21 protein-coding genes are annotated in these 15,149 nt (G+C 56.9%); 9 read left to right on the top strand and 12 right to left on the bottom strand.

Annotated features, from left to right (window positions below):
• The first annotated feature begins 87 nt into the window (after nucleotides 1-87).
• Nucleotides 88-852 (top strand): molybdopterin-dependent oxidoreductase, encoded by a 765-nt coding sequence (locus VGK48_17135; GenBank protein HEY2382902.1) that lies wholly within the window; start codon nucleotides 88-90, stop codon nucleotides 850-852.
• Here the strand turns inward: VGK48_17135 and can are convergent.
• On the bottom strand, nucleotides 828-1,457 hold the full coding sequence (can, locus tag VGK48_17140; protein HEY2382903.1) for a carbonate dehydratase: 630 nt from the start codon (nucleotides 1,455-1,457) through the stop codon (nucleotides 828-830). The two genes, VGK48_17135 and can, sit on opposite strands and share 25 nt — an antisense overlap.
• Nucleotides 1,458-1,581: 124 nt before the next feature.
• Entirely contained in the window at nucleotides 1,582-2,205 is a 624-nt protein-coding gene (locus tag VGK48_17145; GenBank protein ID HEY2382904.1) for a YbhB/YbcL family Raf kinase inhibitor-like protein, read from the bottom strand.
• Nucleotides 2,206-2,305: 100 nt separating this feature from the next.
• Here VGK48_17145 and VGK48_17150 point away from each other — a divergent pair, with 100 nt between their 5' ends.
• Genes VGK48_17150 through VGK48_17160 form a run of 3 tightly spaced genes read left to right on the top strand, consistent with a single transcriptional unit; the run spans nucleotide 2,306 to nucleotide 5,016 of the window.
• A complete protein-coding gene (locus VGK48_17150) occupies nucleotides 2,306-3,382 on the top strand; it encodes a type IV pilus twitching motility protein PilT (GenBank protein ID HEY2382905.1) in 1,077 nt (358 codons plus the stop codon).
• A 6-nt stretch (nucleotides 3,383-3,388) separates the two neighbouring features.
• Nucleotides 3,389-4,555, top strand: coding sequence for a PilT/PilU family type 4a pilus ATPase (locus VGK48_17155; GenBank protein HEY2382906.1), 1,167 nt, complete (start codon nucleotides 3,389-3,391; stop codon nucleotides 4,553-4,555).
• Nucleotides 4,552-5,016, top strand: coding sequence for a hypothetical protein (locus VGK48_17160; GenBank protein ID HEY2382907.1), 465 nt, complete (start codon nucleotides 4,552-4,554; stop codon nucleotides 5,014-5,016). Before VGK48_17155 ends, VGK48_17160 begins: the two co-directional genes overlap by 4 nt.
• 8 nt (nucleotides 5,017-5,024) lie before the next feature.
• Here VGK48_17160 and VGK48_17165 read toward each other — a convergent pair whose 3' ends face one another.
• From VGK48_17165 to VGK48_17190, 6 genes are all read right to left on the bottom strand, one after another.
• Nucleotides 5,025-5,396, bottom strand: coding sequence for a hypothetical protein (locus VGK48_17165; protein HEY2382908.1), 372 nt, complete (start codon nucleotides 5,394-5,396; stop codon nucleotides 5,025-5,027).
• The gene (locus VGK48_17170) at nucleotides 5,397-5,609 is read right to left on the bottom strand and encodes a hypothetical protein (protein HEY2382909.1); all 213 of its coding nucleotides are present in this window, start codon (nucleotides 5,607-5,609) and stop codon (nucleotides 5,397-5,399) included.
• A 13-nt stretch (nucleotides 5,610-5,622) separates the two neighbouring features.
• On the bottom strand, nucleotides 5,623-5,814 hold the full coding sequence (locus VGK48_17175) for a hypothetical protein (protein ID HEY2382910.1): 192 nt from the start codon (nucleotides 5,812-5,814) through the stop codon (nucleotides 5,623-5,625).
• A gap of 72 nt (nucleotides 5,815-5,886) precedes the next feature.
• Entirely contained in the window at nucleotides 5,887-7,491 is a 1,605-nt protein-coding gene (gene ggt / locus VGK48_17180; GenBank protein HEY2382911.1) for a gamma-glutamyltransferase, read from the bottom strand.
• Nucleotides 7,488-8,048, bottom strand: a complete 561-nt coding sequence (locus VGK48_17185) for a nucleotidyltransferase family protein (GenBank protein HEY2382912.1) — start codon at nucleotides 8,046-8,048, stop codon at nucleotides 7,488-7,490. Before VGK48_17185 ends, ggt begins: the two co-directional genes overlap by 4 nt.
• Nucleotides 8,045-8,290: a hypothetical protein gene (locus tag VGK48_17190; GenBank protein HEY2382913.1), complete on the bottom strand. Its 246-nt coding sequence runs from the start codon at nucleotides 8,288-8,290 to the stop codon at nucleotides 8,045-8,047. The genes VGK48_17185 and VGK48_17190 overlap by 4 nt, the downstream gene beginning before the upstream one ends.
• A gap of 38 nt (nucleotides 8,291-8,328) precedes the next feature.
• Here VGK48_17190 and VGK48_17195 point away from each other — a divergent pair, with 38 nt between their 5' ends.
• A complete protein-coding gene (locus tag VGK48_17195; protein ID HEY2382914.1) occupies nucleotides 8,329-8,778 on the top strand; it encodes an N-acetyltransferase in 450 nt (149 codons plus the stop codon).
• An 83-nt stretch (nucleotides 8,779-8,861) separates the two neighbouring features.
• Here the strand turns inward: VGK48_17195 and VGK48_17200 are convergent, their stop codons facing one another.
• From VGK48_17200 to VGK48_17215, 4 genes are read right to left on the bottom strand one after another with little or no spacing between them, the layout of a single operon-like run.
• The gene (locus VGK48_17200) at nucleotides 8,862-9,344 is read right to left on the bottom strand and encodes an HIT domain-containing protein (protein ID HEY2382915.1); all 483 of its coding nucleotides are present in this window, start codon (nucleotides 9,342-9,344) and stop codon (nucleotides 8,862-8,864) included.
• Nucleotides 9,345-9,674, bottom strand: a complete 330-nt coding sequence (locus tag VGK48_17205) for an HU family DNA-binding protein (GenBank protein ID HEY2382916.1) — start codon at nucleotides 9,672-9,674, stop codon at nucleotides 9,345-9,347. It abuts the gene before it with no gap.
• A gap of 15 nt (nucleotides 9,675-9,689) precedes the next feature.
• On the bottom strand, nucleotides 9,690-10,589 hold the full coding sequence (gene sppA / locus VGK48_17210) for a signal peptide peptidase SppA (protein ID HEY2382917.1): 900 nt from the start codon (nucleotides 10,587-10,589) through the stop codon (nucleotides 9,690-9,692).
• A gap of 9 nt (nucleotides 10,590-10,598) precedes the next feature.
• Nucleotides 10,599-12,344 (bottom strand): 30S ribosomal protein S1, encoded by a 1,746-nt coding sequence (locus VGK48_17215; GenBank protein ID HEY2382918.1) that lies wholly within the window; start codon nucleotides 12,342-12,344, stop codon nucleotides 10,599-10,601.
• A 246-nt stretch (nucleotides 12,345-12,590) separates the two neighbouring features.
• On the opposite strand from VGK48_17215, the gene rpmE reads away from it, so the two are divergent.
• The 4 genes from rpmE to VGK48_17235 form a co-directional block, all read left to right on the top strand.
• Entirely contained in the window at nucleotides 12,591-12,794 is a 204-nt protein-coding gene (gene rpmE / locus VGK48_17220; GenBank protein ID HEY2382919.1) for a 50S ribosomal protein L31, read from the top strand.
• Between the two features lie 44 nt (nucleotides 12,795-12,838).
• Nucleotides 12,839-13,780, top strand: a complete 942-nt coding sequence (locus VGK48_17225; GenBank protein ID HEY2382920.1) for a DUF1385 domain-containing protein — start codon at nucleotides 12,839-12,841, stop codon at nucleotides 13,778-13,780.
• Nucleotides 13,781-13,786: 6 nt separating this feature from the next.
• Nucleotides 13,787-14,881 (top strand): peptide chain release factor 1, encoded by a 1,095-nt coding sequence (gene prfA / locus VGK48_17230; protein ID HEY2382921.1) that lies wholly within the window; start codon nucleotides 13,787-13,789, stop codon nucleotides 14,879-14,881.
• Nucleotides 14,878-15,149: hypothetical protein (locus VGK48_17235; GenBank protein HEY2382922.1), on the top strand; the 272-nt coding region annotated here is incomplete at its 3' end. The genes prfA and VGK48_17235, both read left to right, overlap by 4 nt.

A 15,149-nucleotide genomic window follows, 5' to 3' on the forward strand; every position in this document is an offset into this window, starting at 1 on the left:
TTCGCGGCCGGCCCTCCCCCTGTGTCAGGTGGAGAGTGGCCGCGAAGCGCCGGCAGGGGGTCGCTCACACACTCTGTTGAAACCCGTATGAGCCGTTTCCTCAGCCGGCGGAAATTCATTACAACGGCAGCCGCTGCATCGGTGGCGGCCTCGGCGGGAGGTGCGGCAGTGTGGCTGGCGAAACGCTACGGCCTGGTGCCTCCCGACCATGGAGGACTCTTCGGCGCCGAAGAAACTCTGACATACGCTGCGCACCGCGTCATGCTTTACCGGCAGCCGCTGGCGAGGGAGTTCAGCCGGAGCGAAATTTCAAAGAATTTCCCTGCCATCAACACACTGCTGCCCGAAAGCGATGCCTACCAGAAGGACATCCCCGGCGGCTTTCAGCAGTGGCGGCTCACTGTAGACGGGCTCGTGACGCGGCCTCACGACTTCTCGCTTGCGGAGCTGAAACGATTCCCTTCGCGTACGCAGATCACGGAGCACGTCTGCGAGCAAGGCTGGTCGGCGATCGCGGAATGGACAGGTGTTCCTCTCTCACTCGTGCTGAGCTCAGTCGGACTGCTGCCGCAGGCGAAATACGTTTTCCTGACCAGCATCGACGGATGGTGGGACAGCCTCGACATGGCCGACGCCTGGCATCCACAAACCTTACTCGCCTATGGAATGAACGGCGGCAATCTGCCTGTTCCGCACGGCGCTCCCGTTCGCCTGCGTGTGGAACGCCAGCTTGGATACAAAAACCTTAAATATGTGTCCGGCATCACGGTGACAGATTCAGCGCAAGACTGGGGAGAAGGTCAGGGCGCTCAGGGGGCTGAGCACGGCTATTCGTGGTACGCCGGAATTTGAAGCGTTTGGCGAGGCCCGTTCAGCAGCACATTCAGATCGCGAAGAAGGCCGTTCTCGATGGCATATATCCAGCCGTGAATAGTGACCCGTTGATTGCGCGCCCAGGCATGACGGAGAACGCGGGTTTGCGCGACGTTCAATACCTGTTCGATGACATTCAACTCGCATAGCCGCTTGAACCGGCCGGATTCGGGCAAGGCATTCAACTCGTCCAGGTACTTCTCGCGAACCCTGCAGACGTTCTCGATCCAGAGGTCGGCTAAACCGAAGCTGCGGTCTTCCAGGGCGGCCTGAACTCCGCCGCATCCATAGTGGCCGCACACGATGATATGCCTCACGTGGAGCACATCGACGGCATATTGGATCACCGACAGACAATTGGCGTCATCAGGCGCTACGACGTTCGAGATATTTCGATGCACGAACAACTCGCCGGGCCGCAATCCGACAATCTCGTTGGCCGGCACGCGGCTGTCCGCGCAACCGATCCACAGGTATTCCGGCGTCTGCTGGCGCGCCAGATTCTCGAAAAACCCGGGAAGCTTCGCATTCATTTCCGCAACCCATTGACGGTTGTTTTCGAACAGCTGACCCAATTCCTGCATGGGAGGATGTTATCAAAAACGGGGTATAGAAAGACTTATTGGAAATTCGAGATTGGAGGTTTTTTCATTTCTTCATATGTAGAAATGAAAAAACCTTCAATCTCGAATTTCCACCAGGTTCCTACTATTGTGGCTTCGCCCGGCCGACGTATGCACCGCGAGCAATGATCTTTCCTTCCATCGCTTTCTCGACGTCAGCACGTGTCGCGCCTGCCGGCACGTCCAGCGTCGAATTCAAAGCATAAACCTGGAAGATATAGTGGTGATACGGATGCCCTGCCGGCGGCGCCGGTCCCATGTACTGAGGGCCACGCAGGCTGTATTGATTTGCGCCGGCGGGAACCGGGCCGCCTTCCGGAATCGAGGTCGTCGAAGCCGGGATGTTCCAGACCACCCAGTGGGAGATGTCGTTGGTGAGGCTGCCCGCCGGAATTGCGGCATCGACATCGTGCATGATCAGGACAAAGCTCATGGTACCTGCCGGGGCGCCGGTCCAGCTGAGCTGCGGCGAGACACCTTGCTGGCCGGTATATTTCGCGGGAATTTCACTGCCGTCCGAAAAAGAGGTGGACGATACAGCGAGTGTCACGATGCCGCCGCCCCCACCGCCGCCGCGCCCACCACGGCCACTCCCTTGCCCGCGGCCGCTGCCCTGCCCTCCTGCACGACCCTGCGCGAGGGAAGGTGTCGCAGCCAACGCCAGGACGCCTATCATCAGCGCCAACGTGCGTGCGAAAGTTTTTAGCATTCTATAGTCTCCTCATTGGTTTAATTTTCAATCGGCCTCTGCCGGAGAGGCCGTTGAGTATAATAGCCCGACACTGCGCTTTTGGAGGAAACAGACCAAGATGGCGAGAATTGATGCTTTTTTTGATTTGATGGATAAGGAGGGCGCATCGGATCTGCATCTGGCGACCGGATCGCAGCCGATTCTGCGCGTGCGCGGCGAAATGGAGCGCATCAAGTTTCCACCTTTCGAGAACGACGATTTGAAAGGGATGTTGTACGAAATCGCGCCCGAATTCAAAGTCAAACAGTTTGAGGAAACCGGAGACGTCGATTTCGGCTACGAAATTCCCGGAAAGGCAAGATACCGGGCCAACTTTTTCAATCAGAAATACGGCGTCGCGGCGGTGTTCCGGCAGATTCCTTCGAAGGTTCTGACCGCGGAGCAACTCGGGCTGCCGCCGATCATGAAGAAATTCGCGGGCTTGAATAAAGGACTCGTTCTGGTGACGGGCCCGACCGGAAGCGGAAAATCCACCACGCTGGCGGCGATCGTCGATCATGCGAACAAGACCCGCAAGGATCACATCATCACGGTCGAAGACCCGATCGAGTTTGTGCACGAAAGCCATAGCTGCCTGGTGAACCACCGCGAAGTCGGCATGCATACGAAATCGTTCGCGGCCGCGCTGCGCGGAGCATTGCGCGAGGATCCCGACATCATTCTGGTCGGCGAAATGCGCGACCTCGAAACCATTCAGCTGGCGATCGAAGCCGCCGCAACGGGCCACCTGGTCTTCGGCACACTGCACACCCAGAGCGCCGCGAAAACCATCGACCGCGTCATCGACGTATTTCCCGCCGGACAACAGAACCAGATCCGGAATACGCTGTCCGAAGCCTTGAAGGGCGTCGTGGCGCAGAACCTGTTCAAACGATCCGACGTCAAGGGCCGCGTAGCGGCTCTCGAAATCCTGGTCGTGACCCCGGCTATTGCCAACCTCATTCGTGAGGCTAAAACGTTCCAGATACCCGGTATGCTGCAGGTCGGCAAGAAACACGGCATGCAGACCCTCGACGACGCCATCATGGACTTCCTCAACAAGAAAATGATCAGCGCCGAGGATGCATATTCCCGGTGCATCGATAAAAACAAGTTCCGGCCGCTGCTGAAAAACCCGCCGGAGGAGTGGGAGTAGGGCTTCATGACGAAAGCAGAACTGGATTACATCCTCGGAACCATGCTGGATTCGCACAAGAATGTGTCGGATCTCAACATTACCGCAGACAAGCCGCTGCAGGTGGAATCGTCCGGCGAACTGGTCGGCGTCACGATCGAACCGCCGATCGACAAACTGACGCCGTTCCAGACCGAAACGATCGCGCTGAATATCATCAACCGTAATCGCCGCCTTACCGAGGATCTGATCAAAAGCGGGTCGTGCGATTGTTCGCACTCGCTTGGACAGAAAGCTCGATTCCGCGTGAACATTTTCACCCAGCGCGGGCACTACACCATCATTCTCCGGAAGTTGTCGACCGAGATACCAAGCGTCGATCAGCTCAACCTGCCGCCGATCTTCCATACGATTTCAAAGGAAAAAACCGGACTGGTGCTGGTGACCGGCGCGACCGGAAGTGGAAAGTCGACGACGCTTGCCGCATTGCTCAATGAACTGAACGAAACCAAGTCGATCCACATCGTAACGCTCGAAGATCCCGTCGAATTCGTGCACCCGCAGAAAAGGGCGACCTTCAACCAGCGTGAAATGGGAAACGACTTCAGCTCTTTCGCCTCGGGACTCCGCGCCGCCCTGCGCCAGGCGCCGAAAGTTATTCTGGTCGGCGAAATGCGCGATCGCGAGACGGTCGAAATCGGCATGTCTGCCGCCGAAACCGGCCATCTGGTCATGAGTACGCTGCACACGATCAATGCCGGGCAAACCATCAACCGCATCGTCGGCATGTTCGATCAGGCGGAAGAAGCACAGATCCGGATCCGGCTCGCCGAAACCGTCCGCTGGATCGTATCCCAGCGCCTGCTGCCGAAAATCGGCGGCGGCCGCGTCGCGGCCCTCGAAATCATGGGCAACAACCTTCGCGTCAAAGACGCGATCGAACACGGCGAGTCCGAAGGGAAAACGTTCTACGAAATCATCGAGGCTGCGGGTTCCTTCGGCTGGAAAACGTTCGATATGGCGATCATGGAGCTTTATGAACAGAACCTGATCACCGAGGACACCGCCCTTCTCTACTGCACCAACAAAGGCGTGATGTCGCGGGGTCTCGACAGAATCAAAAAGAGCAGAGGCGAGAGCACAACCAATCTCAGCGGCCTTTCTCTCGACATGGAGTACGGGAAAAAGAAATGAGCGCACAGGAAAAGATGGACTTCTTCGAACTGGGCGACAAAACATCGCTCATCTGTGCGGACCCGAATACCACCGAAGTGGTCAAAGCGACGCTCCGCGAACTCGGCTTCAAATTCCACACCGCCGAAACTCTGGAGCTCGCCGTCGAACGCATGCGATACACGAATTATGACTGCATCGTGGTTCAGGAGAATTTCGCAGGCACCTCTCTCCGGTCCAATGCGGTCTTGAATTACCTCGCTCCGCTGCCGATGGTTCATCGCCGGCATTCTTTCGTCTGCCTGGTCGGCCCGTCGTTCAAAACCCTCGACGCGATGCAGGCATTCGGGCAAAGCGTTCACCTCGTATTGAACCCCGCGGACCTGCCGAATATGGGACCGATTCTCAAAAAGGGATTGGCCGAGTTCGAATTGCTCTACCGCGCGTATAAGGACACGCTTGCGGCGAGGGGAGAAAAGTAGGGCCGGTCTTATCTCTGCTGGTAGTGGACTTTGTGGTCGAAGTGCTTCGTGTAAACCTGCCGCTGGATTACCGGGATATCGATATCGACATCGTAACCCACGGTTACGTTAAGGGATTCCCCGCCGCCCAGGACCGCAATTTCCTCTCCCTGTACCGGAAGCCCGAGTTCCTCCGCCTTGACGAGCAGCAGTGTCCGGATTTCTTTTGGCGGCCTGTGGTCAATGCCGGCGAGCTGAACGACGTAATGAAGATAGTCGTCGAATTGCCGGTCATTGCTGGTAACTCGAATGTAGTCATACGACAGGTAAAAATAGAAGAAGGCAACCAGGACCCACAGCAACAAGACGAAGCGCTTCGCATTAGCGCTGGCGCCGGCCATCTACTCGACCTTTTGTCCTTCCATGGAACGGATAAAGGTCAGCACTTCCTCTTTTTGCGACTTCGAGAGGCCGTGAAGATGTTCGACGATCTCATTAACCAGACGATCTTCTTTCGACCGTCCCACGGGATGGCCGTTGCGCTTGCCGTTTCCATTTAACTTCATCAAGCGCTGAAACTGTTCGTCGATTCCGTCGAGAAAGTCGTTGTCCATACGTTGCCGGAACCTAGGTTTTCAACCTGTAGTCGTCTTTCGGGCACACCCAATACATTCCACCGGGCATTCCTGCCGACTTGATAACGCGGGTGGCGACCATCGGCGTCGTGCATTGCGGGCACGGCTTGCCGGTCTGAATAGAATCCTTGTCCTTTCCGAGACTGGCCCTTGCTGTTTTACTGAGTTTTGCACCAGATGCCATTGAAACTAAACCTCCTACTTCACAAGGCAAAGATAACGCGCTTTAAAACCGCGCTCCGAAATAGTACCGGAATTACCAGCCGATGGCGAGGCCGTCCTTACGCGGGTCGGAACCACCCATAAGGACGCCGGTTTGAGAATCGATCGCGATCCCCTGATAGCCGCCCCATGCGTCCAGCGCACCGGCAATATGGTGGCCTTTCTTAACGAGTTCCGAACGTAGCGACTCTGTAAAGGCCGACTCCAGGAGAACTTCCTCTCCGGAATGCCGGAAGCGAGGAGCCTCGCCGGCCTGCTGAACATCCATTCCGAAGTTGATCCGGTTGATCAGCGCCTGAACATGGCCTTGCGGTTGATTATCGCCGCCCATCACCCCGAAAGACCAGACCGGTTTGCCGCCCTGGAGCACCATCCCCGGTATCAAGGTATGGAAAGGCCGTTTGCGAGGTGCAATGACATTCGGGTGTGCCGGATTCAGCTCGAACAGGGCGCCACGATTCTGCAGCACGATTCCGGTGTCACCCGCCACCAATCCGGAACCGAAACCCTCATACAGGCTATTGATGAAGGAAACCGCATTGCGCTCCCTGTCGACGACAGTCAGATAAACCGTATCTCCATTCTCGCGCAATCCGGGTCTCGGCGACGGCATGGCGTGCGTCTGCGAGATGAGTCTCCGGCGCTCTGCGGCGTACTCCTTCGAGATCAACCTCACTTCAGGGACATTCACTTTGCCGGGATCGGCAATATAGGCATCACGGTCGGCAAAAGCCAGTTTCTTCGCCTCGATCATCAGGTGAAGATGCGCGGCCGAATTGTGGCCGAAGGCTTTGAGGTCGTAGGCCTCGAGAATATTCAGCATTTCGAGTACGGTGATGCCTTGGGTCTGTGCCCCGAGCTCATGGACGTCATAGCCGCGGTAATTCGTGGAGACCGGTTCGATCCACTGGGCATCGAAATCGCTGAAGTCAGACAACGTCAACATGCCGTCGCTCTTGTCCGAAAACTGCACGATCTTTTTCGCAATCTCGCCCTTGTAGAAAGCATCGCGGCCGCCTTCCGCAAGCATTCTCAGAGTCCGGGCCAACTCGGGCATCTTGAAAATTTCGCCCTGACGCGGAGACCGGCCGTCGAGCAGGGCATGCCGGGCGGCGTCGGGCGTCTCACGGAGCCGCTCCTGAGCACGATGCCACTGGACCGAAATGATATCGGACACCGGAAATCCCTTTTCCGAGTACTCGATCGCCGGCATCAGGAGGCGGGACATCGGCAGCTTTCCATACCGCTCGTGCAGTTTGTACCAGCCGGCGACAGCTCCCGGAACGGTCACAGAATGAATGCCGAACAGCGGAATATGCGTCAAATTTCGCTTCCTGAAAAAGTCGACGGAAGCCTTGCTGCCGGCCCAGCCGCTTCCATTCAGGCCGACAGGCTTTTCCTCGCTCTGCATGTAAACCAGCGCAAACATATCGCCGCCGATTCCGGTCGAGTTGGGCTCAACAACATTCAGGACGGCGGCCGCTGTGATCGAGGCATCGACTGCATTACCGCCATCCTGCAGAACGCGAAGCGCGGCAGCCGAGGCCAGCGGCTGGCTGGTCGCCACCATGCCGTTCAGTGCGAGGACGGGAGAGCGGGTTCCCCCGGGATTCGAGGCAGGACGGTCACCATGATTCATAGTTTTTCGAAGTCTTCGGGGGTGTCGACATCGACAAGAATACCGGGCGAATCCACTGCCAGCTCGACGATACGGCCCGGATCCCTGCGCACCACGATATTAGCCCCCTGCGACGGCGGCAAGGCAAGGATTTCTTCAAGCACTTCCGAGGCGAAAAGCACCGGGTGCCCGCGACGGCCCTTGAACACCGGAACGACGATGCGGTTGCGGCCAAAGCTGGCCACCAGTGCATCGATGGTCGAGGACTCCACGACGGGATGATCTACCAGAAAAAGAACAGCGCCGGATGAATCCCGAGAAAGCGCCCGGATTCCCGCCTGGAACGATGTCACCATCCCCTGCTCGTAATCCGGATTGAAGACCAGGTTCGGCAGGTTCAGCCGCGCCGTAATCTCATCACGATGATGGCCGACGACCACGACTGTATTTCGCAGGGACGATCCCGCAACCGCGTCGAGAATGTTTTCCAGGAAAGTGCGGCCGCGAAACCGAAGCAGCGCTTTAGGCCTGCCCATCCGCTCGGATTTTCCGGCCGCGAGAATTATTGCCGAAATCACCCGTTTTCGAGGGCCTTCACCGGAGGGCCCAGATACAGGTTTCGCAGGCTGTAATACAGCGGAATAAGAAACAGGAGGAGCAATAACAAAGCAATGAATCGTATGAACATCTTCCGCCACAATGAATCCTGCAACGGTTCGAACTCGACGACTCTCTGGTGCGCTTCGCAAAAATCCATAGACTCCCGGGCTTCGTCGAGACATTGAAATCCGGAATCGAAGATGTGGAGGCAGCGGGGCATGGTTGCTATATTAATGACTTCGACCTGATGGGATCAATGTGAAAACTCTTATCCGGCACGCGGTTGCCGCCGATTTCAACGTCCTGCTGGAAATTGACCAAGCCAGCTTCCCCGGCGGTGTCGCCTACAATGCCGAGGAACTCTCCTACTTCATGAATCGCGACGGAGCTGAAACGCTGGTTGCAGAGGAAGATGGGACTGTGGTCGCTTTTCTCATCGCCGAAATCCAGACCGGACGCCGCCGCGCCACGATCGTGACGCTGGACGTTCGTGCAACCCACCGGAGGAGCGGATATGGAACCCAGCTCCTCGAGAGGGCTGAAGACATCCTCACGGATTACGGAGTTGAAACATACGATCTACAGGTCGACGTGACAAACAGGGGCGCGATCGATTTCTACAAGAGGCACGGATTCAAAACCGTGAGGACTCTGAAGCACTACTATGCCAATGGCAATGACGCGTATCTCATGATGAAGGAACTGTAAGACTATTTTATCATTGCATCATTGGAAGGTTCTTCATTGCTTCAAGTGAAGAAATGAAGAAACTTCCAATGATGCAATTTGAATTAAGTCAGTTCAGCCTTGAACCTCTTATACGTAACACTCAACTCTTCGGGCAGTACCCTGGTTTCACCAGTAATGCTCATGAAGTTCGCATCGCCGATCCAGCGCGGCACGACGTGCAGATGAAAGTGTTCGCGGATTCCTGCGCCTGCCGCGGCGCCCAGGTTCATTCCCAGGTTGAACCCATCGGGTTTGTATAGCTTTTTCAGCACGCCGGTCATCCGCTGGGCGAGCTGCATCATCTCCGAAAGCTGTTCCGGCGCGGCCCCAGCGATGGAATCGAGATGCTCGTAGGGCGCCACCATCACGTGGCCGGAGGTATACGGAAACAGGTTGAGAATGACGAAATTATGGACGCCGCGGAAGACGATAAGCCGCCCGCCATCGTGAGTCCGGTCGGCGGTAACGCAAAACACGCACGACGGCGGTTTTACGCCGCCCGACGCCAGGTAATCATAGCGCCACGGACTCCAGATGAACTCCATCTAAGGGTTGGCCGGAGGTGGCGATCCCGCTTGAGCCTGCGGCGCGGCGGATGTTCCGTCGTTGATGAGGTCCTTCAGTTCCTTGCTGGGCTTGAAGTACGGGACCCGCTTTGCCGGCACCTCGACTTTTTCTCCCGTCTTGGGATTCCGGCCGACGCGAGCGTTGCGCTGGCGGACCCGAAAACTGCCGAACCCACGCACTTCAAGTTTATCTCCGGTCCTCAGCGCCTTGATGACACTCTCGAACAAAGTATCGACAATGACCTCTGAATCTTTTCGCGTCAGTTCCGTAACCCGGGATACTTCTTCCACCAGGTCTGCCTTGGTCATCTGCTCACCCCTCGGTTATTTCCACAAATATTGAAATTTGATCTGCGACTTCATGCTCTGACCGTTGAACGGCGAAAGCCGCGAAAGGTCTGTGGTCAACACATCCAGCAAAGTCACGCGCGGGCGGTTCGAACGAATCAGGCGGGGTTTACCTGAAATTCCGGCCAGCTTGGCCGTCAGGTCCACCGCATCCTGAAAATTACCGGTCTCGTCGATCAACTTCCGCTCCCTGGCATCGCGTCCCGTGAACACGCGGCCGTCAGCCATCGAGCGCACTTCCTGAAGGTCGAGCTTCCGGCCCTGGGACACCGCCTCCACGAATTGTACGTACATGTCGTCAATCAAGCCCTGAAAATACTTTCGCTCATTTTCGGTAATCGGCCGGGTCGGCGAGCCGGTGTCCTTGAATTCACCGGTCTTGAAGACGATATTCTTCAATTTGGCCCATTCCATGAGATCGGCATAATTGGTCCATTCTGCAATTACTCCGATGCTCCCGACAATAGTTCCCGGGTTCGCTACAATTTTGTTGGCCGCGCACGAGATGTAGTAGGCCCCGGAAGCTCCGGTCGAAGACAGGTACGCGACGACGATCTTGTCTTTCTTTTCGCGCAGCCGCCGGATCTCGGTATAAATCTCCTGGGATACGGCGACGCCGCCGCCCGGCGAATCGATATCCAGAAGGATCGCTTTGACCGAATTCGAGTCTTCGTAGCGTTTCAACTGCTCGAGGATGGGTTTGGACTGCACCAGTTCGCCGTCGATCTCCACGACCTGCACCCGGTCGGAAAACCCGAACTCGCCGCCGCCATTGTCATCGCCGCCGAACGTGAGGACGATGGCGGCCAGCGTGATGGCTAAAAGCACAAAGGCTCCCCCGCCAAGGAGGAGCCATATGAGCGTGCGATTACGCATTGCCGAAGTTTACGAATTGTCCTTCGCGTGGAACAAATCAGCAAGTGTCGCGCTGCCGTCCGCATTGTCGCGATAGGAATCGTATTCCCGCCGCACGGCATCCTCCGCCAGCGCCCTGTGACTCAATCCGATCTTGCGTTCGCCGGGGCTGAGCTTGATGATTTTGAAATCGCCTTCCTCGCCGAGCTTGAAGCGCTCTTCGACATTCTGCCGGTCGTCGTCGTCCAGTTCCGAGACGTGGCAGAGTCCTTCGATGCCCTCATCCAGCTCGACAAAAACTCCGAATGGAGCATGGCGCACGACGCGGCCGCGGACGACGTCTCCGACGACGCGAGTGGTGAAGAATTGCTCCCAGACGTCCGGCTGGAGCTGCTTGATCCCGAGCGAGAGCCGGTGGTTTTCGGTATCGATGTTGAGAATGACCGCTTCGACACGCTCGCCCTTTTTAAGGACCTCGGAGGGGTGCTTGATCCGGCGCGGAGAAATATCCGAAACATGGACCAGGCCATCGATGCCTTCCTCGACTTCGATGAAGGCGCCGAAATCCGTCAGGTTGCGGACGCGGCCGGCGATCACAGAACCGATTGCGTAGCGCTCCGGAAGCGTACTCCAGGGATCGGGCTCGGTTTGTTTCATGCCGAGTGAAATCCGGCGATTTTCCAGATCGACGTCGAGCACCAGAGCTTCGGCATCCTGCCCGACCTGAAGAACTTTCGACGGATGCTTGACGCGCTTGCTCCAGGACATTTCCGACACGTGAATCAGCCCTTCGACTCCCGGCTCCAATTCGATAAAAGCGCCGTAGTCGGTCAGATTCACCACTTTGCCGGTCACGCGCGCACCCACCGGATAAACCTGGCGCACCAGAGTCCACGGATCCGGAGTCAATTGCTTGTAGCCGAGGGATACGCGTTCTTTGTCGCGGTCGTATTTGAGGATCTTGACGGTGATTTCGTCGGCGACATGAAACATTTCGGAAGGATGATTCACGCGGCCCCAGGAAAGGTCCGTCACATGAAGCAGTCCGTCGATGCCGCCCAGGTCGATAAATACACCGTAATCGGTGATGTTCTTCACAACGCCGCGCACGTCGGCGCCTTCTTCGAGAACCTCCAGCGTCAACGCCTTCTTACGCGCCTGTTCGTTTTCCAGAACGATCTTGCGTGAAAGAACAATATTGCCACGCTTGCGGTTGAGTTTGATCACGCGGCACTCGATGTCTTTTCCCCGGAGGGAATCGAGATTCTTAACGGGCCGGACATCGATCTGCGAGCCGGGCAGAAAGGCGCGGATGCCGATGTCGACCGAAAGGCCGCCTTTGATTCTTTCGATGACACGTCCGCGAATGATGCTGTTGTCGTTGTAGGCCTTCTCGACCTCTTCCCAAACCTTGACTTTTTCGGCCTTTTCCTTTGAAAGGACGACATGGCCGTCGCCGTCATCTGTATCTTCGAGCAGAACGTCGATGAGATCTCCGACGCTGATCATGACGTGGCCGGATGGATCGGTAAATTGGGCAACCGGAATAACACCTTCGGATTTGTATCCGATATCGACCACGACATCGGTGTCCGTAATTTTCAAAACCGTGCCCTTCATGACTTCGCCTTCTGCGAACTTGCGGGCGCCATATTGATCTAGAAGCTGCTCGTAATTTTCTGCCTCCTCTCCTTTTGGAACTGCAAATTGACCGGCGCCCTTGTCCTTCTCTCGGGCTCGTTGTGCCGCGGCCAATTTTCCGGGTTCATTAACCATTGTGATCGTTTCCTCCTGGACTAAATGCGGACGTGGTACGGTAACCAATTTCGGCATCCATTGCAACGGGTAGCGGCTGGTACGTGACACGAGATGTCCCTGTGAGTCAGCGGCTTACGTGAGCGGCTGCGAACGGAAGCTCGGCAGCGCGCAGCCAGTGATAAATGGATGGGAGTACTATAGTCAATGGGTTGAGTGAAATCAAACGGGAAAAATGTATAATGAAGGGTCACTAATGGAGGTTCGATGAAAGCAAACATACATCCGAACTATGTTGAAACGGTCGTGAAGTGCGCCTGCGGCGAAACTTTCAAGACGCGTTCGACCCAGCCGGAGATCCACCTCGAAATCTGCTCGAAATGCCATCCGTTCTTTACCGGCAAGCAGAAACTGGTCGATACGGCCGGACGGGTCGAAAGATTCCAGAGAAAGTACCGAAAAACTTCCTGAAGGCGAGGCATAACGATTTGCGTTTCACTTATTTAAAACATCTCATGATCACGGCGACATCCTGGGCGCTCAGCTCCACTGAGGATGACATCCTGGTCGGTGGCCAGGCCGTCATCGAAGGCGTCATGATGCGGTCGCCCAAAGGCTATTCCGTCGCCGTGCGCCGGCAGGACGGCAGCGTCGGAGTGATGAAGAACGGCCTGTCGTCACTTGCGGAAAAGTCGAAGATTTTCAAAGCCCCGATCGTCCGGGGCATGGCCGTCCTCGGCCAGGCCCTCGTTCTGGGCATCCGCGCCCTGCGTTTCTCCGTCGAGGAAGCGATTACGGAGGAGACCGCCAAGCAGGTGGCGGCAAAGAAGCCCGCCAAGGGCGATCCCGGCCAGGTATCTTCCTGGTTGATTGCCGGCAGCCTGATACCGGCGCTTGCCGTAAACGTCGGAATCTTCATCGTCGCCCCGCTTCTCCTGACCCGGTTTCTTCAGACCCAGATCGGATTTCAGAGTTCACTGCTCTTTAACGGCATCGACGGACTGTTTCGCGTGGTGGTGTTCGTGGGGTTCCTGTTCACCGTGTCTCTAATGAAGGATATGACCCGGGTCTGGCAGTATCACGGAGCGGAACATAAAACGGTCTACAACTTCGAGGCCCGCCAGGAGCTCAAAGTCGAAAATGCCCAGAAGTTTTCGACGCTTCATCCCCGCTGCGGAACCAGCTTCCTGCTCGTGGTCGTCATCGTCAGCATCGTCGTGTTCTCCATCGGGCATTTCGACACACTCACAGCAAAGCTTCTGTCGCGAATCATTCTGCTGCCGATCGTCGCCGGCATCTCGTACGAGATCATCCGGTATTCCGCAAAACATCCGAAGAGCATCCTTCGCATCGTGACCCTCCCCGGACTCCTGCTCCAGAAGATCACGACCAAGCCGCCCGACGACGCTCAAGTGGAGATCGCGATCCGGGCACTCGAAGAAGCAATGACGGTCTAACCGCCCATGAGCACGACCGCCAACCTTCTCATTGATAAACTGCGAGCCGTCGAGGCTCGTTATGACGCGCTGACGCAGGAGCTCGCGAACCCGGAAGTCGTTTCCGACAGTAAGCGCTACCAGAAAACCGCCAAGACGCACTCGGATCTCGGCCAACTGGTTTCAAAATATCGGGAATACAAGGATCTGGACCGCGGTATCAACGACACCCGCGTGATGGTCCGGGAAGAAACCGACCCGGAACTGAAGGCCATGGCGGAAGAGGAATTGGCGGGCCTCGAGGCCCGCATGGCCAGCTGCGAAACGGAAATGAAGCTCCTGCTGCTGCCGAAGGATCCGAACGACGAGCGCAACGTGATCCTTGAAATCCGCGCCGGAACCGGCGGTGACGAAGCCGCGCTTTTCGTCGCCGATGTCTTTCGTATGTATACGCGGTATGCCGAATCTCAACGGTGGCGGGTCGAAATTCTTTCATCCAATCCCACGGGCATCGGCGGATTCAAAGAAGTCATCGCCATGATCGAAGGCAAGGGTGTCTACAGCCGCCTGAAGTACGAAAGCGGCGTGCACCGCGTTCAGCGCGTGCCGGCCACCGAGGCGAGCGGCCGTATCCACACCTCGACGATTACGGTGGCGGTTATGCCGGAAGCCGAAGAGGTCGACGTTCAGATCAATGACAAGGACATCCGCAAGGACACGTTCTGTTCGTCGGGCCCCGGCGGGCAGTCCGTCAATACGACGTATTCGGCGATCCGCCTGACCCACCTTCCGACCGGCCTGATTGTTTCGTGCCAGGACGAAAAGTCCCAGATCAAGAATTATGCGAAAGCGCTGCGCGTTCTGCGTTCCCGTCTGTATGAGATTGAAATGGAAAAACAGCAGAAGGCGCTGTCCGATGAACGCCGCTCGATGGTCGGCACCGGCGACCGCAGCGAAAAGATCCGGACCTACAATTTCAAAGAGAATCGCGTCAGCGACCATCGCATCGGCCTGACACTGCATCGGCTGGATGCCATCAAGGACGGCGATCTCGGCGAAGTTCTCGACGCCCTCACCACGCATTTCCAGACCGAGCGCCTCAAAAAAGAACTCGTGGCGTGACAATTCGGGAAACGCTCCGTTCGGCCGCCGGGCGTCTCGAATTGCATCAAGTCTCCAATGCGCGCCTGACTGCCGAGCTTCTGCTCGCGCACGCGATCTCCGTCTCCCGCGAATACCTGTATGCGTACGACGACCGCGTGCTCAACGAACAGGAGTTGCAGAAGCTGGAGGATGTCCTCTACGACCGGGTCGGTGGTGTCCCGCTGCAATACATCGTCGGGCGCCAGGAGTTCTACGGCCGGTATTTCCAGGTCAACCCCTCGGTCCT

The organism is Terriglobia bacterium (assembly GCA_036496425.1).
Classification (GTDB): domain Bacteria; phylum Acidobacteriota; class Terriglobia; order 20CM-2-55-15; family 20CM-2-55-15; genus 20CM-2-55-15.

Bases quoted from the DNA above. Each gene is read 5' to 3' on its own strand.
- VGK48_17135 (HEY2382902.1), top strand. From the start codon at position 88: ATGAGCCGTTTCCTCAGCCGGCGGAAATTCATTACAACGGCAGCCGCT.
- can (HEY2382903.1), bottom strand. From the start codon at position 1,457: ATGCAGGAATTGGGTCAGCTGTTCGAAAACAACCGTCAATGGGTTGCG.
- VGK48_17145 (HEY2382904.1), bottom strand. From the start codon at position 2,205: ATGCTAAAAACTTTCGCACGCACGTTGGCGCTGATGATAGGCGTCCTG.
- VGK48_17150 (HEY2382905.1), top strand. From the start codon at position 2,306: ATGGCGAGAATTGATGCTTTTTTTGATTTGATGGATAAGGAGGGCGCA.
- VGK48_17155 (HEY2382906.1), top strand. From the start codon at position 3,389: ATGACGAAAGCAGAACTGGATTACATCCTCGGAACCATGCTGGATTCG.
- VGK48_17160 (HEY2382907.1), top strand. From the start codon at position 4,552: ATGAGCGCACAGGAAAAGATGGACTTCTTCGAACTGGGCGACAAAACA.
- VGK48_17165 (HEY2382908.1), bottom strand. From the start codon at position 5,396: ATGGCCGGCGCCAGCGCTAATGCGAAGCGCTTCGTCTTGTTGCTGTGG.
- VGK48_17170 (HEY2382909.1), bottom strand. From the start codon at position 5,609: ATGGACAACGACTTTCTCGACGGAATCGACGAACAGTTTCAGCGCTTG.
- VGK48_17175 (HEY2382910.1), bottom strand. From the start codon at position 5,814: ATGGCATCTGGTGCAAAACTCAGTAAAACAGCAAGGGCCAGTCTCGGA.
- ggt (HEY2382911.1), bottom strand. From the start codon at position 7,491: ATGAATCATGGTGACCGTCCTGCCTCGAATCCCGGGGGAACCCGCTCT.
- VGK48_17190 (HEY2382913.1), bottom strand. From the start codon at position 8,290: ATGCCCCGCTGCCTCCACATCTTCGATTCCGGATTTCAATGTCTCGAC.
- VGK48_17200 (HEY2382915.1), bottom strand. From the start codon at position 9,344: ATGGAGTTCATCTGGAGTCCGTGGCGCTATGATTACCTGGCGTCGGGC.
- VGK48_17205 (HEY2382916.1), bottom strand. From the start codon at position 9,674: ATGACCAAGGCAGACCTGGTGGAAGAAGTATCCCGGGTTACGGAACTG.
- sppA (HEY2382917.1), bottom strand. From the start codon at position 10,589: ATGCGTAATCGCACGCTCATATGGCTCCTCCTTGGCGGGGGAGCCTTT.
- VGK48_17215 (HEY2382918.1), bottom strand. From the start codon at position 12,344: ATGGTTAATGAACCCGGAAAATTGGCCGCGGCACAACGAGCCCGAGAG.
- rpmE (HEY2382919.1), top strand. From the start codon at position 12,591: ATGAAAGCAAACATACATCCGAACTATGTTGAAACGGTCGTGAAGTGC.
- VGK48_17225 (HEY2382920.1), top strand. From the start codon at position 12,839: ATGATCACGGCGACATCCTGGGCGCTCAGCTCCACTGAGGATGACATC.
- prfA (HEY2382921.1), top strand. From the start codon at position 13,787: ATGAGCACGACCGCCAACCTTCTCATTGATAAACTGCGAGCCGTCGAG.